The sequence below is a fragment of the Nonomuraea sp. NPDC049758 genome (assembly GCF_040674635.1).
Lineage (GTDB): Bacteria > Actinomycetota > Actinomycetes > Streptosporangiales > Streptosporangiaceae > Nonomuraea.
In genome coordinates this window covers 56,296-81,496 of record NZ_JBFAMZ010000023.1, presented here as the reverse complement: position 1 = coordinate 81,496, position 25,201 = coordinate 56,296, and the positions used below count along the sequence as shown (strand labels likewise).

The window sequence follows — 25,201 nt, the reverse complement described above, 5'->3', positions numbered from 1 at the left end:
CCGACACCGAGCCCGTGCACCTGCCGGCTTCGAGGGCTTCGGCTCGCCGCTGGTCGAGGTCGCCGAGGGCGTCGGCTCCGGTGGCTCACTGGTCGGCGTGGGGCTGGTCGCCGGTGCGGTGATCGCCGGTGTCGGATCCGGCGCGCTGGTCATGGGAGGCGATGACGCCGGCATCGTCGGCGTGGTCACGGGAGACGGCGCGGGCGGTCGGCATGGTGGTCGTCTCGGCCGTGGGCGCTGGCACCGGGGCCGAGGGCTGCGCCGTGGTCGGGCTGGCCGAGGTCTTGGCCGGGCCGCTCGCGGGCGAGGTGGGCGGCGCGGCGGCCGTCGTCACGGGCGCGGTCACCGGCGCTCTCGTCGCCGTGCGTTCGAGAGGCGTGCTCTGCGTCGGCGTCGACGCCGGGGTGGCGGTAGGCGCTTCGGTGCCGTACGCGGTTGGCGTCTGCCACACCGGATCGGGGCACACCTCCTCCGCCATCGGATCCCATCGATCAACTGCCGCCTGCTCCACTTCGGCGGACGCCCCTTGCCCAACGCGGCAGGCAGATGTGGCTCCAGCCCCGCCCACTGCGCGTCAGTGAGGGCGTGCCGCCTCATCACCACTACGCCGGCCACGAGGTCTCCGGTGTTTCGTTCTTCTTGGTCGTTGAACCAACTACCGGAGACCTCTTCGTTCAACGATCACCGGCACGCCTCACACACGTGATCTTTCGATACACGGCCTAGGAATCCCTGGTCAGGGTGTAAGTGCGCGTGACCGCGGTGAGATCGCCGTCCTCCCTGGTGGCGGCGACCAGGTCAGGAGGTCGGGGGACGAAGCCCGGCACCGCGGTCAGCCCGTCGGTCTCGGCGATCACCGTAAGGCGGAGCCGGTCCTTCTCCGGTACGCGCACGGTGATCAGGACTCCCGAGGCGGGGATGCCGCGGAAGCGGATCTCGGTGGGCCAGGTGCCGGTCCGTGTGCCGGTGACGGGCACGCTCGCCGTCCCTAACCGGCCGGCCGACGCGGTGGCGTGCGTGATCGGCTGGTCGAGCCGTAGCGTCACCGAGCGCGTGCCCTTCCCTGCGGTCACGCGCAGTTTCAGGGTGTCCCCGCGGTAGGCGAGGACGTCGGCTCGCGGGCCCTCGGCGGCGATCGCCGGCGCCTGCCCGGTCCACAGTGTGCCGCGCGCGTACCCGGGAGGCAGCGCGGAGGCGTCGTGGCCGGACACGTACCGCTCGGTCCACGGCGCCGGGTCCGCGTCGGCGCTGACCCAGTGGGCGGTGCGGGTGACGGCGTCCATGACGTACGCCAGATGCGTGCGCCGCGGCCGGTCCGTGTCACAGTCGTCCACCACGAACCCGGCCGCGACCAGCCCCGCCACGAGGAGAAGAGCCGTCAGGGGCGCCGCGAGCACAGCGGCCCGCTTCGGCCGGACGGCGGGATCAGGCAGGAACAGCTCCGCGATCGGCACGACGACCAACCCGGACAGGGCCAGCACCAGCGCGCCCACCCCACCGAGCGCCAGCCCCATCCCGTCGAAGACGTCCCCGGCCAAGGACGGCAGCAGCATCGCGGCCGTGACCGGGCCCAGCATCGCCACGACCGTCCGTGCCCAGGCAGGCGCGCGGAGCACGACCGCGGCCAGCCACCCGAGCGAGCCCAGCAGCGCCGGCAGGGCGAACAGGAAGGACGCCCCCGGAGCGACCTGGGCGCACAGCACGCCCAGCCCGGCAAGCCAGATCAGCGCCCCGACCGCCAGAGCCGCCGGACCCAGCCTGCGGCGCAGCACCAGGTACCAGCCGAGGACCGCCAGCGCGCACAGCGCCGCGATCGCCGCCTGGTACGGCCGCGGCCGGTGCAGCAGCCCGCCCATCGCGTCGTAGGCGGGCCGCCAGGCAACCAGCAGCTCCCACAGCACCTGCGCCAGGACGGCCGACACCGCCAACGGCACCAGCGCCGAGACCGCCGCCGCGAGCAGGCGGGGCAAGCTCAGCAGCCGCCTGACCCGGGCCACCACCGCCAGCCCCGCCACCGCGACGACGGCCAGCCCCGCCAGCGGCCAGACGAGCCCTCCGGGGTACGTGATCATGGTTCCGAGCGCGCGGAAGTAGGTGACGTCGTGATCGGAGGTCAGCGTCCGCAGGTCCGTGTCTCCGAGGGTGCGCGCCAGCGCCAGCATGTTGCTGCCGTGGTGCTGGAGGCTGCCTGGGTTGAGGTTGGCGATGGAGTCGCCCGCGGTGTGGTACAGCGAGGAACGCTGGATGTAGGCGAAGTTCATGCCGGTGAAGCCGGCCTTGGTCAGCGGGGTGAAGTCGGTGTTGTTCGGCAGCAGCCGATACAGCTCCACCATGGCCGAGTGGCCGCGTGGGGCCGGGACGGCGCCCGCGAAGGTCTCGACCAGGCGGGCGTTGTTCGCGGAGGTCTCGAACATCATCGAAGGGCCGCTGACCCCGCGGGCCTCCCAGTTCAGCAGTACGCCGCCGGCCTTGCCCAGGGGGTGTTCGCGGACGAAGGCCTCGGCGCCGAGCACGCCGTCCTCCTCGCCGTCCGACATGAGCAGCACGATGTCGTTACGCGGGCCGGGACCGCCGCGCAGCGCCCGGACGGTCTCCAGCATCGCGGCCACCGCCGCGCCGTCGTCGGAGGCGCCCGGTCCCATGGCCGCGGAGTCGTAGTGAGCGGCGATGAGCACGGTGCCGGTCGAGTTCGTACCCCGTAGGTGGCCCACGACGTTGTCGACCTGGCCGAACGTCGCCAGCCCCGCTGCGGAACGCGCACCGACGGCGCGTTGGATCTCGACCTGGAGCCCTGCCGCGCGCAGCTGTGCGGCCAGGTAGTCCCGGGCCTGGTCGCCGGCCGGGCTGCCGATGGGCCGTGGTACGGCGGCGAACTCCTTCAGGTGAGCCAGCGCGCGCCCGGCGCTGAACCGGTCGGCCGGGGCGGTGGCCGGCAGGGGTTGCATGGTGCTGTCCGCCATGGCTGTGAACATGACCACCGCGGCCAGGGCGAGCAGGGCTGCTGAACCGGCCAGCAGCCGGCGCGGCACATCGAACAACTTTCCCATCATGACCAGGCACGGTAGGCCGGGCCGCTACCCCGGCGGAATGAGGCGCCCGCCCGTCCAGACCTGCGGTTTTCCGCAGGTCTGAGCGGCCGTGCGCCTCATTGCCGCCCCCTCCGGGTCTATGTAAGGCTTATAGTCCGACTTATTCGGTTACCGGGACGAGGTGAAGCGTGCGGATCTCCATCACCGACTACGCGGTCGGGGCGACTCTGGCCGGCGATCTGGCCAACACCTCGCCGACTGTGCGGGGCGAGGCTCTGCCGACCCCGGACGCGTTGGCGGAGTTCCTCGCGGGGCACGGGCTGCGGCTCGACGCCGTGGCGGATGGGCGCCTGCCGAGCGACGACGACGTCCGCGAGGTTCACCTGCTGCGCCGGGAGGCGCGCGGCGTCGTGGAGACCGAGACGGAGGACCAGGCCGTCGCGGGCGGCGCCGTACTGGCCGGGCGGGCGGGGCTCCGGCCGGTGCTGGAGCGCGATCCGAGCGGACGATGGCAGTGGCACGTACCGACCAGGCCGGGCGCGCCACTGGCCGAGGAGCTGGCCACGTTCATCGGCATCGGGCTGCTCGGCGCCGTCCGGGCGCTCGGGCACGACCGGTTCCGCGCCTGCGCCGCCCCGGGCTGCCGCGGGGTGTTCGTCGACATCAGCCGCGGTGGACGCCGCGTCTACTGCACGCCCGACGTGTGCGGCAACCGGATCAATGTCGCGAACCACCGCGAACGGCGGCGACTTGGCAGCGCCGCCGGCTGAAGGGCACCGCCCCACCTTACGCAAGACATGAGGAGAACCCCCATGAACGACCCCATGGACAGTACGGCCGCCCGTCCGCTGGGCGGGCCGCCGCTCGTAGGTGCCTTCCGGCTCCCCGACGGCACCTGGATCCGCGGCCGTGGCCTACGCCATCCGCTGCCGGAGGGGCCCAGGCCCGATTTCGGCCTTTACCTGGGCTCCGACGGGCTCCGCCGCCGCCACGAGGACGAGCTGCGGTGGCCGCACTCCTGGATCCGGTGGCCCGACTTCCGGCTGCCCCGCGACCGCGACGCGGCCGTGCGAGAGATCCGCGCGCTGTACGAGCGAGCGCGGACGGGAGCCGCGGTGGAGGTCGCCTGTGGGGGCGGCGTCGGCCGCACCGGCACCGTCGTGGCCTGTCTGGCCATCCTGGCCGATCTCGACCCGGCCGATGCCGTCGCCTGGACCCGCGAGCACCACCACCGCCGGGCCGTCGAAACCCCATGGCAGCGCCGCTGGGTGCTTCGCTTCCCGCCGCCCCTCAGCTCGGACTCCCGCGACTAGGCCGTGTCAGGTCGTCGAGCTTGGCGGTCATCGTCCACATGTCGCCGACGACGGCGTCGTTTTCCGGCGGAAAGGTTTCGCCTGAGTCAGCGAAGTTCCTGGGCGGCAACGTCCGCATCAGCGGCGTACTCGCGGTCGTCGAGGTCATGCAGTACTTCCTCGTCCCGCTGGTGCTCTTCAACGGCACCGGCGACCCCGGCGGCGCGACCCGCTTCTTCAACCTCTACCTGTACCAGACCTTCTTCACCTACCAGGAGATGTCCTACGGCTCGACGCTGGCCCTGGTGCTGTTCCGCCGGTCCAGGCGGTGGGTCCACTACACGAGCGAGAGGTGACCCGGTGACCCCGACCCCGGCCCGCCGCATCCGGACGGCGCTGATGACGATCGTGATGTTCGGCATCGTCGTGGCGTTCCTGTCGCCCCTCGTCCAGATGACGCTGTCGTCGCTGAAGAGCGAGCTGGACCGGGTGACCAGCGCTCTGCCTGGACCGGTGATCCTGTCCGACCGCCCGGTACGGCGTCTTCCACGCCAAGTCGGTGTTCACGAAGGACGGCCACTTCGAATCGATGGTGGCGGACCCGGACGGGGAGTGGCACAAGGACGAACGCCGGGCCTGGTTCAGCCCGCCGCCATGGGCCGAGTCGCGGCTCCCCGACGCGGCGACCGAGCGACGGCCGCGGGCTCCGCCACACCCGCCGGGGAGGAGCCGGCCGTTTCTGATCGGCGATTGGGTGTGTCCTACACGTCCGGCTGGCGCGAGGAGGCGCGGTGGGAGAACCGGTCCGAGTACGAAGACTGATGGACGCCGAAGGGCAGAAGCTGCAACAGATCGTCCGCCGGGGCAACACCAGTTCGGTCCGGTACCGGCGGGCAATGATCGTGTTGGCTTCGGCAGGGGGGAACACCGTCGCGTGATCGCGCGCCCGGTGGCCGCCGATGAGGACACCGTCCGCGCGCAGGCTCTACCCCTGGCCGCGCAGGAGCAGAGCCATGTCGCAGCGTGGCCTCGGGTCAGTCCGTGAAGACCAGCTTGGAGTACTGGTATTGGGTCTTGCCGTTCTCGTCGCCGTTATGGACCCGGCCCGTCATGACCTGGTTGGAGGGCGCCATCGAGGTGTGGCTGCTCTCCTTGTACTGGTCGCTCCAGATCGGGCCGGTCACCTTCACCTGGCGGTTCTGCCAGTACAGCGCGGCGGTGCGGTACCTCGTGGGGCCGTTCTCGTCCTTCTCGTGCCATCTGCCGACCAGCACATGGTCGGCCGGGGCGACGATATAGCCCGCGCTCTCCTTGCGAGGCTGGGTCCAGTCACCGGAGTGCACGAAGACCTGCTGCCCGTTGATGTAGATCGTTCCGCAGTAGTACGTGGTCGGGGCGTTCTCATTGCCGTAGTGCCTGCGGCCGGTGAGCACCTGGTTCACCGGGCAGATGAACTGGGAGTTCGTCTCGGACGGCATCGTCTTGGTGGAACCGGCCCGGACCTCGATCGTGTAATCGGCGGCCGCTGCGGGAGAACTCATGGTCACGGCCGCCAGCGCGGCGACGGCCAGCGCGGCGGACACGGTCGTGCGGTGTTTCGTCATCGTCTTTCCTGCTTTCTCGTGCCAGTACGTCTGTGGGTTCAGCCCGCGAAGGTCACCGTCGAGTACTGGTACTGGGTCTTGCCGTTCTCGTCCCCGAGGTGCAGGCGGCCGGTCATGACCTGGTTGTGTCCAGCGGTCCAGGAGTGGTTGCTCTCCTTGTAGATGCCGCTCCAGGTCTTGTTGATCAACTGCACCTGCCGCCCCTGCCAGAACAGCGTCGCGGGGCGGTACCGCGTCATGCCGTTCTCGTCACCGGTGTGCATCCGCCCGGCGATCGCGGTGCTCCCCAGGGCGGGTTCGTAGAAGGAGTCCTTCTCCTTCTTCTCCGGACTCCAGTCGAGCAGCGACACCCTGACCTGCTCACCGTTGATGAAGATGAAGCTGCAGGTATACGTGGTGTCGGCGTTCTCATCGCCGTAGTGGCTGCGACCGGTGAGCACCTGGTTCGTCGGGCAGGTGAAATTCGACCGCCACTCCTTCACCGTCTCGACGTGAGCGCGCTGAACGCTGATCGTCACCGCCGAGGCCGACGCCGCCGAGACGGGCGCCATCGCCACGATCGCCAGCGCGGCTACCGCCGTCGCGACGGGCATGGCCTTACGAAGCATTTCCATTACTTGCTGGATCCCCCTGTGTTGCCGCGAATGGATCTCATCCGCCCCACAGGTCTAAAAGATCATGCTTGATAACGCCTTGGACTTAACTTGGACGGTTGAGGGTCAGCCCCTCTTACCAGAGCGCTCCTGTTCGATCCACTCCCGCAGAGCGGCGGCTGCGCGCTGCGGCGGACGAGCATGCCCGGCGCGCCGAGACCCTGCGGGCCGCGGCCGCTGATGCCGACCTCGCCCGCGAGCGTGCCGAGCATGACAGCCGTCAGGCTCAGGCCCGGGCCGAGCCCGCCGAAGGCCGCGCCGAGACTGCCCGGCAGGAGGCGGCCGACGCGCGTTGGGCCCTGGTCGTGGCCCAGGGAGGAGCCTGTCCGGTGCCAGAACTGATTGCAGCGGGTCTGACCTGGTCTTCCAGGCTTGCCTCTCGTGCTGTTACGCCTTCTGTATCGGCTGGTGGTCAGGGTGTTCGGCTGGCTGGTGCTGCTCGCACGGGGCAGTGCTTCCAAAGAGGTGGAGATCTTGGTGTTGCGGCATGAGGTCGCGGTGCTGCGTCGCCAGGTCCCCCAGCCCAGGCCGGCCCGGGCCGATCGGGCGCTGCCGGCCTGGCATCGCAGGCTCGTCAAGAAGAAGTGGACCTACCCCGCCAAACAGGGCCGGCCCCTGATCTCTGAAGAGATCCGCGATCTGATCGTCCGATTGGCTCGGGAGAATCCACGCTGGGGACATCGGCGCATCCAGGGTGAGCTCCTCGGTCTTGGCTACAGGATGGGAGAGGGGACGGTCCGCCGGGTCCTGGCGGCGGCGGGATTGGGGCCCGCGCCGCGCCGGGCTTCACCGACCTGGCGCCAGTTCCTCATCTCTCAAGCCTCCGGCATCCTGGCATGCGACTTTCTCCACGTCGACACGGTGTTCCTCAAGCGCCTGTACGTGTTGTTCGTCATGGAGATCGAAACACGGCGCGTGCACATCCTCGGTGCCACGGCAAATCCGACCGGCGCCTGGACGGCGCAGCAGGCACGCCGTCTGCTGACGGGACTGGGCGAGCGAGCCGACAGGTTCCGGTTCCTGATCCGGGACAGGGACGGCAAGTTCGGCAGAGCATTCGACGAGGTGCTCATCGGCGCGGACGTGCGCGTCCTGAAGATTCCGCCGCGCTCGCCACGGGCGAACGCGTTCGCCGAGCGAGTCGTCGGCACACTTCGACGCGAATGCCACGACCACCTGATCATCTATGGTGAACGGCACCTGCGTACACTGTCACCGGGCTGACCAGCGAGTACCGCAGAGTAGCCTGACCGCCTTGCAAATGCCCAGCTCAGCAACAGCATCGGCGTTTGGCGCCGCACAGGACATCGTGGTCGACGGTGGCTGGTTCACCGCCGCGCCGTACCTCGGCAACGAGAGGTCACGCCACATGCTGAGCCTGCTGAAGAAGAAAGGCATCCAGGGCTTCTTCAGGCGCTCCAAGTAACGCCCCTCGCCCGGACCGACGGGCCCATGGTGGATCTGCGAAGAGAAGATCCAAGGCGCGCTTGACTCCGGCGATCGAACGGAGCGGCGACCTCAGGTGAGCGCCTCGCGGAGGACGCGAACAGCCTTCGGCCCGACTCCGTGCAGCGCCAGCAGTTCGGCGTCGGTCAGTGCGGCGACCTGGGTGAGCATGGTGATGCCTGCGCCGGCGAGGGCTCGGGTGGCGGGTCCTCCGATGGCCTTGGGCAGGTCGCCGACCTCACCGGGCGTCGCGTCGTCCCCCGCGGCCACTCGCGTCGCCAGGTGCCTCGGTGCCTGCGCGAGCCAGGCGCGACGCACCCAGTGGTTGAGCTGCTGACCGTTGATGTCTCCGATCGGGACACGAACGCCGACCGGCGTCGCGTCGCGATCCAGCCGCTGCGCTGCCGGATGCGCGGCAAGCGCCTCTTCCGCATCCGGCGCGGGGAGACGGAGTTCCACCAGGTTGTCCTTGCCCATCGACGCGAACCGTTTGCCATGCACCGTGAACGCGACGATTCCTCGGTCGATGACGTGCTCGGCCGTCTCGGGACAGGAAAGGGCGGCCTTGCGAAGCTGGGCGAAGGTCGTCATCCGCCCAGCCTGGCATATCAGCCCCGTTCCCGAGGCCGCGCTGCCGAACCTCGTCACCCGGTGGGAACTGCCGCCGTCGCGGCCCAGGTACCTCAGCGGCCCAGGTACCTCACCGGACCGCCGTCAGGCTCTAGGGAACGGCCTTGAGCAGCCAGAGCTCGTTCTCGTCACGACCCTGGTCGAACTGCACCACGCGCGCGCCCGGGTCGGTGGAGGCGTTCGCGACTGCCAGCACCTTGCCTGAGTGCTTGGCGATGAGCCGGTAGACGCCCGGCTCCTGCTCCTTGAGGTACCAGATCTGGCTGGGGCTGCCGTTGATGCTCCACTGCATCGCGAAGTCGGAGTTCTGGTTCGCCAGGGTGACGTCCAGGGCCTTGCCGGAGTGTTCGGCGATGAACTTGTAGCCGCCATCGGCGGGTTCCAGGCGGAAGATCTGGTTGGTCCGGCCGTGCGGGGTCCACTGGATCGCCCAGCCACCGTCGGCCATGTCCATAAAGGTCCTCTCGAACGGGAGCGGGAGGTGGCGGTGCGTCGCCTCGTCTCCAAAGAGACGATTACGCACGCGAAATCCCCCTCCGGCCGTGACCGCTCCCGGACAGAGGTCCCGCTGCAGAAAGGCGGCGGTAGCCCCCTCGACCACCGCTCCCCCACCGCTCCCCCGCGCGCCCACCACCCGGCGCTGCCCGCCCTGGCGCGCGGCGCGTGCTGGTGGGGCAGGCCCTACCAGGATGTAGCCGTCCATGCCAGTGAGCATTGGGCAGCCGGCGGGATCGTTTACTGTGATCGCCGCCCATAACGTGATGACCAGCGCCGATACGGCGCTGCATCACCATTCGGGAGAAGTCACTTCATGCGCATCACGTCCAAGCCCCTCGCCCTCGCTCTCGCCGCCGCCACCGCCGGCACAGTCCTTGCCACCGTCCCGGCGCACGCCGCCCAGGCCACGACGCCGAGCACAACAGCCTCGCTGCAGAAGGCGATGGACGCACTAGTCGATACCGGCAACATGGCAGGAGTGCAGGCCAGGCTCACCGAGGCCGGCAACCAGCGCGTGCTGCGCGCCGGGACCGCCCGAATCGGCGTCAGCCGCCCCGTCCCGGCTGACGGGCTGTTCCGCATGGGCAGCGCCACCAAGGTCTTCACTGCGGCCACCGTGCTGCACCTGGCCGGCGAGGGACGCATCAAGTTGGACGAGCCCATCGCCACCTACCTGCCCGGGCTGCTGCCACGCGAGAACGACATCACGGTGCGGATGATCCTGCAGCACACCGCCGGGATCCTCAGCTACACCGACATGCCGGAGTTTCCCACCGTCGGCGAGCCGTACCTGAAGCTGCGCTTCACCCGGTTCACCGACGAGCAGCTGGTGGCGGCCGCGCTGGCCAAGCCGCTGAACTTCGAGCCCGGCACGCGCTTTTCCTACTCCAACACCGGCTATCTGGTGGCCGGGATGCTGATCAAGGCGGTGACCGGCAACAGCTGGCAGAGCGAGGTCACCAAGCGCATCATCAAGCCGCTGGGCCTGCGCGACACCTCCGCTCCCACCTCCTCCACCTCCATCCCCGGGCCGCACGCCCACGGCTACATCAAGAAGAGCACCGGCCAATACGTCGACATCAGCCGACTCAACCCGAGCATCGCCAGCGCCGGCGGCGCGATGATCACCACCACCAAGGACCTGACGACCTTCCTCCACAGCCTGGCCACCGGCAAGGTCATCAAGCCCGCCCAACTCACCGAGATGAAGAAGGGCCTGTTCGTCAACTCCCAGATCGGCGCGTACGGCCTGGGCCTGAGGGTGCAGTCCACCAGCTGCGGAAAGCAGATCATCGGCCACACCGGAGGCATCCCCGGCTACCTCACCGCCGCCTACACCACCCCCGACGGCCGCACCACGCTGGCCCTGTCGGTCAACGAGAAGCAGCCGCAAACCGACCAGGCTCCCTTCGAGAAGGCGATCGACGCCGCCTTCTGCGCCTGAGACCGCCCCTGCCCCGAGGGTTCGACCTCTGGGCAGGGTGCGCGTCTGACGGCATCCTGGGCGGAGGAACCTGCGGGCAGCCGTCAGCACGAGCAGAATCTTGCGGCGACACAGGCTCATGGCCACGTCCCGCCCCCGCCGTCAGCCCGTGCCCGGGAGACGTTCCCTACGAGCAGGGGCAGCCGCCATCTCTTCCCCGCCAGCCCTGCACATCCCGATCGCAGGTTCCTCACCCCCTCCCGTCACGCCACACCGTCACCAAGGAGAACCGATGTCGCCGTCCCACCCCACCAGAGCCGCCCTCACGCCCCCGCCGGCCACCCCCCGATGGCGCCGCGCCGTGGCCCCGGCCACCGCGGCCGCCGTCGCCCTCAGCGCCCTGGGCCGGTACGAGCAGGCGCTGCGCGATCTCGCCGCGGTCACCGTCGTCTTCGCCGCCCCCGACCTGATCGAGGCGGCCGTCCGCGCCGAGGCGCCCGACCGCGCGGCGGACGCCTACGCCCGGTTCGCGGCCTGGGCCCGGGCGGCCGACCGGCCATGGGCCCGCGCGGTCGCGCTGCGCTGCCGTGGCCTGCTGAGCCCGGCCCAGGAGGCGGGCGAGCACTACGCGCGCGATCGACCTGCACCGGCAGGGCGGCCGGCCGTTCGAACGCGCCCGCGCGTAGCTGCTGTACGGCGCGTGGTTGCGCCGCGCGCGGCGCAGGGCCGAGGCGCGTCCGCCGCTGCGGTCGGCACTGGAGATCTTCAACCGGCTCGGCGCCGCGCCGTGGGCCGAGCGTGCCCGTGCCGAGCTGCGCGCCACCGGGACAGCGCACCCGCCGCCCGTCCCGCCGACGCGCTCGCGGCGCTCACTCCTCAAGAGCTCCAGATCGTACGGCTGGCCGCGGCGGGGGTGAGCAACCGCGACATCGCCGCGCAGCTGTTCCTCAGCCACCGGACCGTCGAGTACCACCTCTACAAGGCCTATCCCAAGCTCGGCATAGGCTCCCGGCAGGAGCTGGCGAGCCTGGTGTGAACCGACCCCGGTGGTGACTACCGTGGCGCCACGGATTCGGGCCGGTGGGGCCGCCTCCTAGCGTTACGGCCATGGAACACGTGAACGTCGCGATCATCTACTACAGCGCCACCGGCACAGTGCACGCGCTGGCCCAGGCCGCCGCCGAAGGTGCGGAGAAGGCGGGCGCGCGCGTACGGCTGCGCAAGGTCGCGGAAACGGCGCCGGCCGCGGCGATCGACTCCAAGCCGACCTGGGCCCAGCACCTGCGCGACACCGCCGACGTCGCCGAAGCCGGCCACGACGACCTGCAATGGGCCGACGCGGTGTTGTTCGGCACCCCCACCCGCTTCGGCAACCCGGCCGCCCAGTTGCGGGCCTTCATCGACACCACCGGCCCGCTGTGGATGCAGGGCAAGCTGTCGGACAAGGTGTACTCGGCCTTCACCGCCTCCAACACCGCGCACGGCGGGCAGGAATCCACCATCCTGGCGCTGAGCCACACCTTCTACCACTGGGGTGGCGTCATCGTGCCGCCGGGCTACACCGACCCCATCCAGTTCCGGTCCGGAAACCCCTACGGCGCCTCCCACGTGGCCGGCGACGGCCCGCCCACGGAGCTGGCCCTGCAGGCCGCCGCCTACCAGGCTTTCCGCGTCACCGAGATCGCGGCCGCGCTCAAGGCCGGACGGCGATGATGTCGGAGGAGTCCGCGATCAGCGCACTGCTGGAGATGCGCGCCGACGCCTGCCGGGTCAAGGACGTCGATCGGTTGATCGCGCTCTACGCTCCCGACGTCGTGTACTACGACGTCGTCCCCCCGATGAGGTTCGCCGGGCTCGATGAGGCCCGCCGCAACTTCGTCCGCTGGTTCGGGGAGTACGACGGGCCCATCGCGCTGGAGACCCGCGAGTTGGTCGTCGCGGCGGGCGTGGACGTCGCGTTCGCGCACATGCTCCACCTGGACAGCGGGAAACGCAGGAACGGCCTCCAGACGTCGATCTGGGTGAGATCGTCCCTCGGGTTCCGGCGGGTGGGGGGACGGTGGTTGATCACCCATGAGCACGTCTCGGTGCCGATCGACCCGCGGACCCTGCAGGCGTGGCTCCCGCCGGAAGGCTGAGGTGGTGCGGGGAGGATGGGAGCTGTGGACACTCAAGTGAGAACCCGCGTCTCTGGGAACCGGCGGACAGCCGTTGGCGCTGAGAACGATCAGGAAGCGCTCGGGTCTCCTATGTCTCGTTCATCGAGGTGTCATCGCTGGACGGCGACGCTGCCAGCGATCACCCGAAGCCTGGAGGCCGAGGCGATCGACGACGCCCTCGATCTGAGCGCGCTGCCGATGGTCACCAGGCTGATCAGCCCGGCCCGTCGCAAGTCCGCCGACGAACGTGCGGATGCCACCCCGGGCTGAGCGAATCCTGCGTCCAGGCACCGCTGCAATCCCGGGGAAGTCTCCACCGGAATACACAAGGATCATTGTGCAACAGATCTTGTACATATACTGTCCATCGTATGATCACCGATTCGCGGGTGCTCGCCGCCATGGCGCATCCCCTGCGCCGCCGCCTGCTCGACCTGCTGAAACTGGAGGGCCCTGGCACTGCCAGCAGCCTGTCGGGGCACACCGGCGAGGCCGTCGGCAACCTCAGCCACCACCTGCGGGCCCTGGCCGCCGCAGGGCTGATCGAGGAGGCCCCTGAGCTGGCCCGCGATCGGCGCGAGCGGTGGTGGCGCCGTACCACCCCCACGCTGCGCTGGTCCTCGGCCGACTTCACCGGCGACGCCGCCGGGGAGACGATCGCCCGCGCCCTGGAGTCACTCAACCTGGAGCGGCAGACCGGGCACGTGCGGCGCTGGGCCGACCAGCCTCAGGAGGAGCAGGAGCGCTGGCCGCTCGGCCCGTTCTCCACGGAGGGGTGGCTGCGGGTGACCGACGAGGAGCTGGCCGACTTCGCCGCGGAGCTGCAGGCCGTCATCGACAGGTGGGCCGGGCGTGAGCTGCCCGACGACGGCCGCGAGCGCGGTACGGTCTTCACCTTCGCCAGGGCCGTGCCGGGGCGTCCGTGACCCGCACTCCGGGGAGCCGGTTCGGCCTGCTCCAGCACAGGGACTTCCGGCTGTTGTGGATCGGCGAGAGCGCCAGCAGCCTGGGCAGCGCCGTCACCACCGTGGCACTGCCCCTGGTCGCGATCACCGTCCTGGAAGCCTCGGCGTTCGAGGTCAGCCTGCTGTCGGCGGCCGCCTGGCTGCCGTGGCTGCTCATCGGGCTGCCCGCGGGCGCCTGGATCGACCGCCTGCCGCGCCGCCGGGTGATGCTCGCCGCGGACTGGGTGTCGCTGGCCGCCTTCGTGAGCGTGCCGCTGGCGGCGGTGGCCGGCCGGCTGACGGTCGGCCAGCTCCTGGCCGTCGCGCTGGTCGCCGGGATCGCCAAGGTCTTCTTCGCCACCGCCTACCGCGCCTACCTGCCCTCCCTCGTCGCGGGGCACGACCTGCTGGAGGCCAACGCCAAGCTGCAGGGCAGCGAGCAGGTGGCCAACCTGATGGGTCCCGGCCTGGCCGGGCTGCTCGCCCAGCTCCTCTCGGCGCTCGGCGGGCTGGTCGTCGACGCCGTGACCTTCGCCGTGTCGGCGCTCTGCCTGTCACGCATCAGGCATGCCGAGCCCGTCCCCGAGCGGTCGCGGCGCCGGCTGCTGCCGGAGATCCGTGAGGGGGTGCGCACGGTCGCGCACGACCCGCTGCTACGCGGCAACACCCTGTACGGCTGCGTCGCCAACCTGGCGCTGACCGGCTACCAGTCGCTCCTGGTCGTCTTCCTGATCGGCGAGATCGGCGTGAGCCCTGGCGTGACGGGGGTGCTGATCGCGGCCACCAGCCTGGGTGGGGTCGTCGGCGCGGCGGTGGCGCGGCGGATGGCGACGCGTTTCGGCAGCGCGCGGGCGGTACTGCTGGGCAAGGCCGGGCTCGCCCCGGTCGGGCTGCTGATCCCGCTGGCCGACCAGGGGGTGGGGCTGGTGGTGTTCGTCATGGCCGGGGTCGTGATCGTCGCGGGCATCGTGGCGGGCAACGTCGTCTTCTCCGGGTTCGTGCAGGCGTACGTGCCCGATGCGTTGATGGGCCGGGTCTCGACGAGTGTGCAGGTGGTGACCTTCGGCGCCATCCCGTTGGGAGCGGTGCTGGCTGGGGCGCTGGCGGAGGCGTTCGGGGTGCGGGCGGCGCTGTGGGCGATGCTGGCGGTGTTCGCGCTCAGCGGGCTGATCCTGCTCGCCAGTCCGCTGCGGCGCCTGCGCGACCTGCCCACCGGTCGGTTGCCCGGCCCCGCGACCACCGAACCGGACGTACGCGTCTCAAGCTCATCCAGTCCATGCTGAGGCACGCGCGACAGGCGACCACGGCGGATATCTACACGCATGTTCTCGCCGAGGTCCAGAAGGGCGCGACCGACAAGATGGACGGCGTCCTGGCGAGCCTCACCAAACCGCGGTCGAGGCGCAGGAAGACGGCGCTGTGAGCGCGTTGCTACATGCGTTTACGCGGTCTTGATCTCGCCAGCGATCAAGGAACCGCCTGGTCAAGATAAGCGCGCCCTGCAGGATTCGAACCTGCGACCGTCGGATTAGAAGCAAGATCTTTAAGTGCCGTACTGTGCCAGCCGGTGACGATTCCTCCCACCAAAGCGCGTTCTGCGTGTCACGCGGTGTCGGGTCCTGACGATGCGTGACGGGGCGTACGAGCACGCACCGAGCACGACCGCCGTCCTGTTGGGTCATTGCATCATGGCTCCCTGAATGGATCCCGCGCTCCGGCCATGCCGACACCATCGACAGAGGGCTCGCCGCGCTCGACACGTGTTCTAACCCGTACACCACTCCCGTGGACGCAACTCACCTGAAAGGCTGAAGCCACAAGAACATTCCCTACAACGGAATATCCGTAATTCCCGAACGCCATCTTTCGATTTCCGGGACATAGATCCGAAATGCTCACTACGCTGTTCTTCCGCCCGCGCGGTCGGCGGCGCGTCACACATGGCGACTGGGGAGGATCCTTGTACCTGGAAGTTCCGCTTAGCGACGGCCGAGCATTTCTCGTCGAGAGCGACACCGGTCAAGGAGTCGTCCGAGCCGGGCGGGGCAGGGACGCGGTCCAGGCGTCGGTGGAGACGTTCGAGGAGAGTCTGGCCAGAGTGGGACAGATCTCCGAAATGATCGTACAAAGATTCACCGCTCTCGAAGGCGGCCCCGACCATGTTCGCGCCGAGTTCGGCATCAAGTTCTCGGCGGAGACGGGCATGGTCGTCGTGAAAGGCACCGCCGACGCCCATTTCGTCCTCGAACTCGAGTGGAGCCGCTCCACGGCGGAGTGAGCCGATTCAGGGGGAGACAGCGGTGGGATCGGGCTGGGAGACGGCGATCGCGCGAGTGCTGGACGGCGACCGTCCCGAGGGCGCCGCATTTCTCATCGCCGACCGCTACCTGCTGACCTGCACCCACGTCGTGGCCGGAGTGGCCGGCCGGACAGCCGACGAGGCTCTGCCGGTGGGCCACAGCACGATCGTGGACTTCCCTCTGTCGGGGGATCGGGGCCCGCGGGAGGCCCGGGTCTGTTTCAGCAGTCCGGTCGGCGCCGACCTGGGCGGAGATCTCGCCGTACTGAAACTGACCGGCGATCCTCCTCCCGACGCCGTGCCGCTCAGGTTGGCGGACGTCGACGGCCTGGCGGGCCACCGATGGCGGGCGTTCGGGTTCCCCACCCGGAGCGGCATCGGAAAGGACGCCGGCGTTTGGAGTTCGGGGCTGGTCGAAGGCCGGGAGGCCACCGGCTGGTGGCAGCTGAGGGCCGACCCGGATGCCGCATTCCCGCTCGCTCAGGGCTTCAGCGGCGGGCCAGTCTGGGACGAGGAATTGGGAGCCGTCGTCGGCATCGTCGTCACAGTCGAAGCGGACGCCCGCCTCCGCACGGGATACGCCTTGACGGTGGCGTCGGTCGAACGCGACTGGCCAGAGTTGCGCAGGGCGCTGCTGGCTGGCAATCCATACCGGGATCTGTCGGCGTTCACCGAAGAGGACGCCTCCGTGTTCTTCGGCCGGGAGCACGAGACGCGGCGGCTGATCGATTTGGTGGAGCGCGACAACGTGTCGCTCGTGCCGGTTCTCGGTGCTTCCGGGGTGGGCAAGTCCTCGTTGGTGAACGCGGGCCTGGTCAGTCACCTGCTCGGCTCGGGGCGTTACCTCGTCACCCGTATCCCTCATGGTCAGCGGTACACAGCAGAGGAACTACTGGCCTGGGCACTTGTGTCGCCCATTGATGAGGGGAGGCAGGACGACTCCGCATGGCATGCCCGGTGGCGGAATCTGGTCGGGCGACTCGGAAACGACAACGAGTCGGCCATAATTGTTGACCGGTTGCTGGCGTGCCGGCCGCGGGGCACACGCCTCCTGGTAATCGCGGACCAATTCGAAGGACTTCTCACCGAAGCGCCCGACGTGGCTTCGCGTCTGGACTCCCTACTCGGCGCGCTCACCGTGCGGCGAGCGGACGGACGTCGAGCCGTTCAGGCGGTGGTGGTCTCCAGGACCGACTTCCTGCGCCATATGGAGGCGCTTCCGCACATCGCGGCAGCATGGAACGCCACGCAGGTGGTGATCCCGCCCATGACCCGGGATCAACTGCGCGAAGCCGCCACGCGCCCCCTGGAGGGATTCGGCGGCGTACGCTTCGCCGAAGGCCTGCTCGACCGCATCCTGGACGACACCCCGGCAGGTGCGGCCGGACTGCCGCTGCTCGAATTCACCCTCGACCGGTTGTGGCAGCACCAGCGGCGCGGCGAGCTGACGGCACGGTCGTATCATGCTCTGGGCGCGGTGGGCGGCGCGCTGGCCGCCACCGCCGAGAAGGCACTCTGGTCATGGGCGGACCCCACCGAACAGGCGGTGCTCGAACGGATCTTCATCCAGCTGGTCCGGCCCGGCGCCCTGCTCGACGCGGGCGAACGCGCCCCGGACACCCGCCGTGTGGCCGACCGGGACCAGTTCGGCGCCGTCGAGCAGGCGCTGATCCAACGACTGGCCACCACGCGACTGGTGGTCTCGACCCGGCGGCCTACCGGCGTCCACACCGTCGAACTCACCCACGAAGCCCTGCTGTCCGCCTGGCCCAGGCTGGCCGCCTGGGTCGAGGCGAACCGGGAGTTCCGCCTCTGGCAGGAGGACCTGCGTGCGGCGCTGCGGGTCTGGGAGAACGCCTCGCGCGCCCCCGCCGCTCTTCTGCCCCCCGCACAGGCAGAGGCGGCAGAGGAGTGGGTACGACGGCGCGGCGACGAGATCACCGCCACCGAACGCGTCTTCATCCACGCCAGCCGGCTCGCCGCGGCGCGCCGCAGGCGAAGGCGGCGTGCTGTCGTGGCAGCTGTGGCGATCGTCGGCACTCTCGGGCTGATCGCAGCGGGCGTTGCCGTCGATCAGTATCGCAGCAGCGTCCGGCAGCACCGGACCGCGCTGTCCGGGCAACTGGTCTCTCAGGCTGCCGCGTTGGACGGCTCACAGCCGAACGTCGCCAAGCAGTTGCGCATCGCGGCTTACCGCACTGCTGGGACGGCCCAGGCCTTCAGCGCACTGCCAGCGGGCTTGCCGTTGCCCGGGACCATCTCCACGCCTGGAGTGGACCATGTCGCGATCAGCAATCTGCTGATCGCCGTCACGGCCGACGGGCGACTGCGCCTGTGGGATCGCAAGAAGCACGCCTTCGTCGCCGCCCTGCCGCCCCAGGGCGTGACGGCCTCGACGTTCAGCCCCGACGGCAGAGCCCTCGCCACAGTCGACATCGGAGGGCACGTCGGGATCTGGAACATCTCACGACCGGACCACCCGGTCCGCGACAGGACGTTCACGGGCCCCAAAAGGCTGATCCAGGCCGTCGCGTTCAGCCCGGACGGGCGGCTGCTTGCTACAGGCGGCTCGGATCACGCCATCGATCTGTGGTCGGTGGGCTCGGACGGTGGGGCCGCCCCGCTGGCAACGCTCGCCGGCGGAACGGGGACCGTGACCGGACTCGCCTTCAGCCCCGACGGACGCCGGGTGGCCGAGGCGAACGCGGACGGCTCCACAGGTCTGTGGGACGTCACGCGACCCACCGTCGCGAAGCGGCTGACGAGGATCGGCGGCGACCAGCCGATGCGGTCGGTCGCGTTCTCACCTCTGGGCGATGTGCTGGCCGCGACCGGCCACGACGGACGGGTGCGCCTGTGGAACACCAGCGACTCTCGCAAGCCGGTCGCGCTGTCTGTGCTCGGCAAAGCCGATTCCCCTGCCAAGTCCTCGGTGGCCTTCTCGCCCAACGGGTTGTTCCTTGCCGCCGCCGACGTCACCAACAACCAGCCCGTGCAGCTGTGGGACGTCTCGAACCCGACGTATCCCTCGGCTCTGCCGAGCCTCGCCGACGGGAGCGGGAACACCGTTGTGGCCTTCAGTCCCGACGGGACCACGCTTGCGACCCTGGACAAGACATCGGACGACCTGCGGTCCTCCAACGACGAGGTCAAGCTCCGGGACATGGTCAACCCGTGGCTGCCGAACGCGGTCGCCACCGTGCCCCTCGCGGGGAACGTCAGCTATTCCTCGGTCGCGCTCTCTCCCGACGGGAAGCTGCTCGCCGCAGCCGGAGTGGGCATCGGCGTCGGCATCTGGGATGTCAGCGATCCCCAGCGCAAGCGCCGCATCTGGGCAGGGGACATCGGCGCGAGCGTCTCCCTCTCCGGCCGCACTCTGGCGGTCGGAGCGCAGGACGAGATCACGTTCTGGGACCTGGGCAATCCGAACCACCCCTCGCGACGCGGTTCGATCAGCCTGACGGGAACCGGCGGTGGCGTCGACTACCTCGACGTGCGGTTCAGCCCGGACGGGCGCCTGCTCGTGGCCCGGGACGCGTTCCTGCACAAGGCCTGGATCATCGACACGAGATCCGTCGCCGAGCCCTCTTTGCTCGCCGTCGTCCCCGGCCCTCCGGGCGGCCCCGGAACGATCAGCGCGGACGGGTCGCTCCTGGGGATGAGCGAGGTCGTCGTCAGGCCCAACCGTGCCGGCGAGGCGCGCCTCTGGGACCTTCGAAATCCGGCCGGGCCGAGGCCGTTGCACGGCCTCGGCAGTCGTCTCGGCACGGTGACCGCCATGGACTTCGCGCCGGACGCGTCCGTGTTGGCGGTTGGCAGCGTCAACGGTGCCATCGTTTTCTGGCAGGTCACAGCGGATGGTGAGCCGAAACGGCTGGCCACCACCTCGGGTTCAGGATCCGCCGTCGTCGCGCTGCGCCACAGCGCGGACGGCCGGTTCCTGGTGAGCATCGACGTCACGGGCGCCGTACGCATGTGGGACCTGTCGACCGCTACCGGTCCCGTCCTGATCGGCGCCTACGTCTCGCCGAATCCGCTCGGCATCCTGATGCAGCAGGCCTCGGTCGCCGTCGGGCCGCCATGGGTTCCCGGCGGCGGCAGGCTGGCCGTCACCGCCGGTGCCATCAACAGGACCCAGATCTGGACGGACGATGCCGGGCTCGTCGTCCAGAGGCTATGCCTGACCATCGGCGACACCCTGACCGGAGAACAGTGGGACCGGTACGCGTCGGACGCGGACCACTCCGACCCATGCCGAGGCTGACTATCGGGGCGGAATACCGTCTTCACGTTCGTTCGAGGAGGATCGACCATGAGATCGACGCAAGCAGCGGCCGCTTGGCCAAGAATCGGCGCTCGGCGACTCGCCTGCCTCGTCCTTGCGGCGATGGCCTGCTCGGCCGGGTGCGCCGTCACGCCCACGCCTGCTCCGGGCGCGACCACCCTCGCCCCCTCATCCCCGGCGCCGTCGAGCCCACCCGACTACTCCGACTTCACGGGCCAATGGGGCGGGCACGGCAACAGCATGACCGTCGCGGCCGACGGCACCTTCACCATGCGCCGACGCACCTACGCGTTCTGCGGCGAGAATCCCCCGCCCTGCGACTCCATGGTCAACGGCGTGATCACCTCCGGCGCGGTCGCGCACGGGATTCTGGAGTCGGTGTCCGGAACGCTCGCCAAAGGGCAAATAGGCGACAGCACCGACACTTCGCTCCTGCCGACAGGCCCGGTAACCTTCACCCTTGACACGGCGAACAATGTCATCGAGGCTCTGGACCTCAATTGGTGCGGCCCCAGCGCCCCCACGGGCGTCTGCGACTGAAAGTGATCGCGTCAGAACACGTCCACGATGGCGCCGGCCTGTGTGAAGGGTGACAAGCTTCTGTACACGGTCGTGAGCTGCGATTTTGTCTTGGCTTCTGGACCGGGGCAGCGGCCTGGCTCGAGCAGTCCCCGTCCTTGTCATAGCCGCTTCCCCCGGGACGGGACCGCCGTGTCAAGGGTCAGCGAAGCTGATCGCGAAGCGACGCCGTAGGCGCCTTGGCTCTGCGCCTGCTGATGATTACATCCTGTGCTGTTTCAAAACTCGTACACATGTTCTGAGCTGGCGTTTCTTCGGATCAGCTAGGCGGCTCGGTGGTACTCGTTGATGGCTCCGCTGAGCACCTGTCGGCGCTGAATCCGGCCTTCCAGCGGCACCACAACGTCCTCGTCTTGATCAGGTGGGCGTTGCCAGCGGGACTGGTGCGGGCGATGGTTGTTGTAGTGATCGGTGTACTCGTTCAGGATTGATCGAAGGTGGCATCCGTTGTAGATCAGCATGCGGTCGGTGCACTCGGTTCGGGCGGTGGCGGATCCAGCGTTCGGCGTAGCAGTTGGCGCGGGGCGTTCGTGGTGGTGTCTTCATCACCGTGACGCCCTGGCTGGTGAAGATCTCGTCGAAGGCAGCGGTGAACTTGGCGTCCCGATCACGGATGAGGAACCGGAACGAGGTGGCCCGGTGCCCGAGGGCCATGAGCAGGTTGCGGGCCTGCTGGGCGGTCCAGGCGCCGGCAGGATGGGCGGTGACGCCCAGGAAGTGAACGCGTCGGGTTTCCACCTCCATCACGAACAGCACGTACAAGCGCTTCAAGAAGATCGTGTCGACGTGGAAGAAGTCACAGGCCAACAGCCCCTTCGCCTGCAGGCGCAAGAACGTCTGCCACGAGGTGTCGAAGCTTCGTGGCGCCGGCGGTTGTCGGCGTGAACGCAGAATCCGCCGCACCGTCGCCGCGCTGACCCGCACACCGAGCCGCACCAGTTCGCCGTGGACCCGCCGGTACCCCCACCTCGGATTCTCCTGGGCCAGACGAAGGACCAGGTCTCGGACCTCTTTGCTTGTTCCGGGACGGCCGGTGCGGTGGGGGTGGGTCCATGCGCGTCTGCTCAAACGCCGACGCCAAGCTAACAAGGTGCCCGGGGTGACCAGCCGATGAGCCCGCAGCATCGACGGCAGGAAGCGAGCTAAGGCCGCGAGAAGCGCCCTATCGGCCCAGTCCGACTTCGGCCGCACAACCTGACGCTTCAACACGGTAGCTTCGTGGCGGAGCACCATGATCTCGACATCCTTGAACGTCTGGCTACGCCCCAGCAACACCAGCCAGCCGAACACCCGGATTAAGGTCAGATACAGCAGACGAACCGACACAGACCGCGATCTTGCCTGCGCGGCGCCTGGAGGTCAAAGCCGCAGATCAAGCACCACGCGATGAGTTTTGAAGCGGTACAGGCTGGTGAGCGAGGCCGTCGGCCAGTACATTCGCCGCGGCATCATGTCCAAGGCCCGTACCAGAGCGCAGATCGAGGACTTCTTCACCGGGTTCGAGCTCATCAAGCCGGGTGTGGTGCCGGTGCACCGGTGGCGGCCCGACGACCAGGCGCTGCTCATGGAGGACTCCATGGTCTCGATGTACGGCGGGCTCGCGGTCGAGCCCTGCCCCTTGGGCGACACGACGACAGTGCCGCGCTCCCGGCGTCGGCGCCGGGCCGACCACCGGCGATCTCCAGGACGAGTCGGTTAGAATCGACCGCTGTCCGAAAGGACCATCATGGCGGAGGCGGCATGGGTCGATCGGCGCGTCCCGGGCGGCGACTCTCTCCCCTGTCCAACCCCGGCACCCCCCTCGGGAACTTCGCCCAGGCAATGCGGGACCTGCGTGACCAGGCCGGTGATCCCAGCTACGAGGCGCTGGCCCGCGAGTCCGGCCGGCTGGGCACACCGTACTCCGAGACCTCGCTCCGCAACGCCGCCTCCGGGCGCGCCCGGCCGTCCTGGGGCGTCGTCGAGGCGTACGTCCGGGCCTGCGCCGCCTTCGCGGAAGCCCAGCCCCGGCGGGCGTCTGGCACCGCGCTTGACTGGCACCTGCCAGCGCTCCTCGACACCTGGGCAGCTCGCTGGCGCGAGATCTCCCTGTCCGCCGACAGAGCGGAACCAGGCCCGGCGCCCGGCCCGGAACCGCGGGCCGACCGGGCCGCGGATCCCCTCAAGTTCCCGGGCAACCTACCGTCGGCCTTGGCCGGTTTCATCGGCCGGGAACGTGAGCTGGCAGAGGGCGCCCGGTTGGTCCTGACCACCCGTCTGGTGACCCTGACCGGGGTCGGTGGCGTCGGCAAGACCAGCCTCGCCCTCCGGGTGGCGGAGGAGACCGCGAGCCGCTTCCCTGCCGGGGTGTGGCTCGTCGAGCTGGCCGGGCTGACCGAGCGGGCCATGGTGGACCATGCCGTCGCCACCGTCGTCGGCGTGCAGCTCAATGCGGATGAGCGACCCCTTGAGGCCATCGCCAAGGCACTCCGCGGCCGGCAGGTTCTCCTGGTGCTGGACAACTGTGAGCACCTGCTCGACGTGACCGCGGCCCTGGCACAGACGCTGCTGCGTGCCGTGCCCAGTCTGCACATCCTGACGACGAGCCGGCAGCCGTTGAACGTGGCTGGTGAGCATGTGCTGGAGGTCGGCCCGTTCCCACCCCCTGGCGACACCGGCACGGACTCGGTGGCTGTGGACCTCTTCGCCGACCGCGCGCGAGCGGTGTCGCCGGGCTTCCGCGTGACCGCCGAGAACCGCGCCACGGTGGCCGCGGTGTGCCGCCTGCTGGACGGGCTGCCGTTGGCGCTGGAACTGGCCGCCCGCCGCCTGCGCACCCTGTCCCTCGACGACCTGCTCGACCGGCTCGACCGGCGCTTCCTCCTGCTCGGGCCGACGGGCGCGGAACGTACGGCGCATCCACGGCACAGGACGCTGCGCGGGGTGTTCGACTGGAGCTACGACCTGTGCTCGCCGGACGAACAGCTCATGTGGCAGCGGCTGTCCGTGTCGGCGGGGAACGTGTCCCTCGCGGACGCCGAGGTAGCGTGCACCGACGAGCGGCTCGGCCTGCACGCCGCGTTCGAGGCGATCTCGGGGCTCGTCGACAAGTCGCTCCTGCGGCGAACCGAACCCGGCGGACGGACCCGGCTGCACATGCTGGAGACGGTCCGCCTGTACGGGCAGGAGCGGCTGGTCGCCTCGGGGCGTGAGCCGCACGCGCGACGCCTGCACCTCGACCACTATCTCGGCCTCGCCCGGCACGCGGAGGAGGCGTACGCCACGCCGGGGCAACAGGCCTGGCTCGAACGGCTCGGGGAGGAACACGCCAATCTCCGGCAGGCGTTCACGCACGCGCTGGCCGAGGAGCAGGCGTCCAGCGTCCTCTTCGAGGGGGCGTACGCGCTGTGGATGTACTGGATCGCGCGCGGGAAGGTCGGGGAGGCAGTCCACTGGATGCGCCGGATAACCGGCCTTCACCCCGAACCACCCGATGACGGTCTGGCCTCCGCCTGGTGCCGGACACTGTGGAGCGCCGCGTTCGTCCTGCTCCTGCACGGTGACGGTGACGGCGCCGAGGGCCTGCTCAATCGTGTCGAGCCCGTCATCCGGAACGAGAGCGAGGGCTTGCACGACATCCGCGCTGCCGTCCACCAGCTACGCGGACTGTCCAGACTGTTCATCGGTGACATCGACAGCTCGCAGGAGCAGTCGTGGGCGGCGCTGAGAACCGCCGGGCACCGCGCCGGCATGCTGACGGGCCAGCAGGCGCTGGCCCAGCTCGGGCTGGCGGCCTCGATACAAGGCGCCCATGAGGAGGCTGCCGGCTTCTTCCAGCAGGCGCTGGAGCTGTCGGAGTCCTGCGGCGAGATCTGGCATCGCTCCTATCTGTTCTGGACGCTGGCCATGGAGCATGCCCAGATCGGCCGGTCAGAGGAAGCCGTCGCTCTGCTGCGGCGCAGCCTGGAGCTCAAGCGGCGGCTCGGTGACCGGCTCGGGGTGGCCACCGTGAGCGAGACGCTCGCCTCGGTCCTGGCAGAGCTCGGAGAACCCCGGCCGGCGGCGCAGTTGCTCGGCGCCGCGCACAGCGTCTGGCAGCCGGCCGGAGCCCCCCAGCTGTGGGGGTTCTCGGCCCTGGTGCACAGCCGCGACCGCAGCATCGGCCGGATCCGGCAACTGCTCGGAGAGAAGGCCTTCCGTCAGGAGTACGCCGCCGGCGAGCGTCTGGGACTGACGCATGCCCTGGACACGCTGGTCGAGCACCGGCCGTAGCCACCACCGGTTCCGCATTTCCGCAGCGATTCCGCGGACTACACGGATTTCCCTGGCATCGGACCTCCCCTGCCTCGACACTGAATGGACCTGCGGACGAGAGCGCGAC

Annotated in this window: 27 protein-coding genes and 1 pseudogene; 20 read left to right on the top strand and 8 right to left on the bottom strand. The window is 69.6% G+C overall.

Annotated features, from left to right (window positions below):
• Nucleotides 1–85 precede the first annotated feature (85 nt).
• Both AB0J46_RS42240 and AB0J46_RS42235 read right to left on the bottom strand, forming a co-directional pair.
• Nucleotides 86–346, bottom strand: coding sequence for a hypothetical protein (locus AB0J46_RS42240; protein ID WP_364340649.1), 261 nt, complete (start codon nt 344–346; stop codon nt 86–88).
• Nucleotides 347–722: 376 nt separating this feature from the next.
• Complete coding sequence (locus AB0J46_RS42235; protein WP_364340647.1) at nt 723–3,050, bottom strand: M28 family peptidase; 2,328 nt, start codon at nt 3,048–3,050, stop codon at nt 723–725.
• 167 nt (nt 3,051–3,217) lie between these two features.
• On the opposite strand from AB0J46_RS42235, the gene AB0J46_RS42230 reads away from it, so the two are divergent.
• The 5 genes and pseudogenes from AB0J46_RS42230 to AB0J46_RS42210 form a co-directional block, all read left to right on the top strand.
• Complete coding sequence (locus AB0J46_RS42230) at nt 3,218–3,799, top strand: CGNR zinc finger domain-containing protein (RefSeq protein WP_364340645.1); 582 nt, start codon at nt 3,218–3,220, stop codon at nt 3,797–3,799.
• A 42-nt stretch (nt 3,800–3,841) separates the two neighbouring features.
• Nucleotides 3,842–4,342: a protein-tyrosine phosphatase family protein gene (locus AB0J46_RS42225; protein WP_364340643.1), complete on the top strand. Its 501-nt coding sequence runs from the start codon at nt 3,842–3,844 to the stop codon at nt 4,340–4,342.
• Between the two features lie 20 nt (nt 4,343–4,362).
• Nucleotides 4,363–4,677 (top strand): hypothetical protein, encoded by a 315-nt coding sequence (locus AB0J46_RS42220; protein WP_364340641.1) that lies wholly within the window; start codon nt 4,363–4,365, stop codon nt 4,675–4,677.
• Between the two features lie 4 nt (nt 4,678–4,681).
• Nucleotides 4,682–5,143, top strand: coding sequence for a hypothetical protein (locus AB0J46_RS42215; RefSeq protein ID WP_364340639.1), 462 nt, complete (start codon nt 4,682–4,684; stop codon nt 5,141–5,143).
• Nucleotides 5,113–5,297: pseudogene (locus AB0J46_RS42210) on the top strand (IS630 family transposase); the annotation flags it as partial. The gene AB0J46_RS42215 and the pseudogene AB0J46_RS42210, both read left to right, overlap by 31 nt.
• Before the next feature lie 58 nt (nt 5,298–5,355).
• On the opposite strand, the gene AB0J46_RS42205 reads toward AB0J46_RS42210, so the two are convergent.
• Together AB0J46_RS42205 and AB0J46_RS42200 are read right to left on the bottom strand one after the other, a co-directional pair.
• A complete protein-coding gene (locus AB0J46_RS42205; RefSeq protein WP_364340637.1) occupies nt 5,356–5,925 on the bottom strand; it encodes a hypothetical protein in 570 nt (189 codons plus the stop codon).
• 38 nt (nt 5,926–5,963) lie between these two features.
• Entirely contained in the window at nt 5,964–6,518 is a 555-nt protein-coding gene (locus AB0J46_RS42200; RefSeq protein ID WP_364340635.1) for a hypothetical protein, read from the bottom strand.
• Between the two features lie 441 nt (nt 6,519–6,959).
• Between AB0J46_RS42200 and AB0J46_RS42195 the strand changes: the two genes are divergently transcribed.
• Nucleotides 6,960–7,802 carry an IS3 family transposase gene (locus tag AB0J46_RS42195; protein WP_364340776.1) on the top strand — a complete coding sequence of 281 codons (843 nt, stop codon included), beginning with the start codon at nt 6,960–6,962 and terminating at the stop codon, nt 7,800–7,802.
• A gap of 31 nt (nt 7,803–7,833) precedes the next feature.
• The gene (locus AB0J46_RS42190; RefSeq protein ID WP_364340633.1) at nt 7,834–8,004 is read left to right on the top strand and encodes a hypothetical protein; all 171 of its coding nucleotides are present in this window, start codon (nt 7,834–7,836) and stop codon (nt 8,002–8,004) included.
• A gap of 92 nt (nt 8,005–8,096) precedes the next feature.
• Here AB0J46_RS42190 and AB0J46_RS42185 read toward each other — a convergent pair whose 3' ends face one another.
• The gene (locus AB0J46_RS42185; protein ID WP_364340631.1) at nt 8,097–8,615 is read right to left on the bottom strand and encodes a hypothetical protein; all 519 of its coding nucleotides are present in this window, start codon (nt 8,613–8,615) and stop codon (nt 8,097–8,099) included.
• A 130-nt stretch (nt 8,616–8,745) separates the two neighbouring features.
• Nucleotides 8,746–9,102 (bottom strand): RICIN domain-containing protein, encoded by a 357-nt coding sequence (locus AB0J46_RS42180; protein ID WP_364340629.1) that lies wholly within the window; start codon nt 9,100–9,102, stop codon nt 8,746–8,748.
• A 363-nt stretch (nt 9,103–9,465) separates the two neighbouring features.
• Here AB0J46_RS42180 and AB0J46_RS42175 point away from each other — a divergent pair, with 363 nt between their 5' ends.
• The 11 genes from AB0J46_RS42175 to AB0J46_RS42125 all read left to right on the top strand — a co-directional run bounded on the left by AB0J46_RS42175 (nt 9,466) and on the right by AB0J46_RS42125 (nt 20,802).
• Nucleotides 9,466–10,596: a serine hydrolase domain-containing protein gene (locus tag AB0J46_RS42175; RefSeq protein ID WP_364340627.1), complete on the top strand. Its 1,131-nt coding sequence runs from the start codon at nt 9,466–9,468 to the stop codon at nt 10,594–10,596.
• Nucleotides 10,597–10,867: 271 nt separating this feature from the next.
• Nucleotides 10,868–11,611, top strand: a complete 744-nt coding sequence (locus AB0J46_RS42170; RefSeq protein ID WP_364340625.1) for a helix-turn-helix transcriptional regulator — start codon at nt 10,868–10,870, stop codon at nt 11,609–11,611.
• Nucleotides 11,612–11,682: 71 nt separating this feature from the next.
• Nucleotides 11,683–12,288, top strand: coding sequence for an NAD(P)H:quinone oxidoreductase (gene wrbA / locus AB0J46_RS42165; protein WP_364340623.1), 606 nt, complete (start codon nt 11,683–11,685; stop codon nt 12,286–12,288).
• Entirely contained in the window at nt 12,285–12,713 is a 429-nt protein-coding gene (locus AB0J46_RS42160) for a nuclear transport factor 2 family protein (protein ID WP_364340621.1), read from the top strand. The genes wrbA and AB0J46_RS42160 overlap by 4 nt, the downstream gene beginning before the upstream one ends.
• A 111-nt stretch (nt 12,714–12,824) precedes the next feature.
• Entirely contained in the window at nt 12,825–13,004 is a 180-nt protein-coding gene (locus AB0J46_RS42155) for a hypothetical protein (protein WP_364340619.1), read from the top strand.
• Between the two features lie 101 nt (nt 13,005–13,105).
• A complete protein-coding gene (locus AB0J46_RS42150) occupies nt 13,106–13,660 on the top strand; it encodes a winged helix-turn-helix domain-containing protein (RefSeq protein ID WP_364340617.1) in 555 nt (184 codons plus the stop codon).
• Complete coding sequence (locus tag AB0J46_RS42145) at nt 13,657–14,961, top strand: MFS transporter (RefSeq protein ID WP_364340615.1); 1,305 nt, start codon at nt 13,657–13,659, stop codon at nt 14,959–14,961. The genes AB0J46_RS42150 and AB0J46_RS42145 overlap by 4 nt, the downstream gene beginning before the upstream one ends.
• On the top strand, nt 14,955–15,101 hold the full coding sequence (locus tag AB0J46_RS42140; protein ID WP_364340613.1) for a hypothetical protein: 147 nt from the start codon (nt 14,955–14,957) through the stop codon (nt 15,099–15,101). Before AB0J46_RS42145 ends, AB0J46_RS42140 begins: the two co-directional genes overlap by 7 nt.
• A gap of 468 nt (nt 15,102–15,569) precedes the next feature.
• Nucleotides 15,570–15,956 (top strand): CU044_2847 family protein, encoded by a 387-nt coding sequence (locus AB0J46_RS42135; protein ID WP_364340611.1) that lies wholly within the window; start codon nt 15,570–15,572, stop codon nt 15,954–15,956.
• 22 nt (nt 15,957–15,978) lie between these two features.
• Nucleotides 15,979–20,241 carry a trypsin-like peptidase domain-containing protein gene (locus tag AB0J46_RS42130; protein ID WP_364340609.1) on the top strand — a complete coding sequence of 1,421 codons (4,263 nt, stop codon included), beginning with the start codon at nt 15,979–15,981 and terminating at the stop codon, nt 20,239–20,241.
• A gap of 48 nt (nt 20,242–20,289) precedes the next feature.
• Nucleotides 20,290–20,802 (top strand): hypothetical protein, encoded by a 513-nt coding sequence (locus tag AB0J46_RS42125; protein WP_364340607.1) that lies wholly within the window; start codon nt 20,290–20,292, stop codon nt 20,800–20,802.
• Nucleotides 20,803–21,104: 302 nt separating this feature from the next.
• Here the strand turns inward: AB0J46_RS42125 and AB0J46_RS42120 are convergent, their stop codons facing one another.
• Together AB0J46_RS42120 and AB0J46_RS42115 are read right to left on the bottom strand one after the other, a co-directional pair.
• A complete protein-coding gene (locus AB0J46_RS42120) occupies nt 21,105–21,269 on the bottom strand; it encodes a hypothetical protein (protein WP_364340775.1) in 165 nt (54 codons plus the stop codon).
• Entirely contained in the window at nt 21,199–22,167 is a 969-nt protein-coding gene (locus AB0J46_RS42115; RefSeq protein ID WP_364340605.1) for a helix-turn-helix domain-containing protein, read from the bottom strand. Before AB0J46_RS42115 ends, AB0J46_RS42120 begins: the two co-directional genes overlap by 71 nt.
• An 85-nt stretch (nt 22,168–22,252) precedes the next feature.
• Between AB0J46_RS42115 and AB0J46_RS42110 the strand changes: the two genes are divergently transcribed.
• Complete coding sequence (locus tag AB0J46_RS42110; RefSeq protein WP_364340603.1) at nt 22,253–22,540, top strand: SAM-dependent methyltransferase; 288 nt, start codon at nt 22,253–22,255, stop codon at nt 22,538–22,540.
• A 41-nt stretch (nt 22,541–22,581) separates the two neighbouring features.
• The gene (locus AB0J46_RS42105; protein WP_364340601.1) at nt 22,582–25,092 is read left to right on the top strand and encodes a tetratricopeptide repeat protein; all 2,511 of its coding nucleotides are present in this window, start codon (nt 22,582–22,584) and stop codon (nt 25,090–25,092) included.
• Nucleotides 25,093–25,201 lie beyond the last annotated feature (109 nt).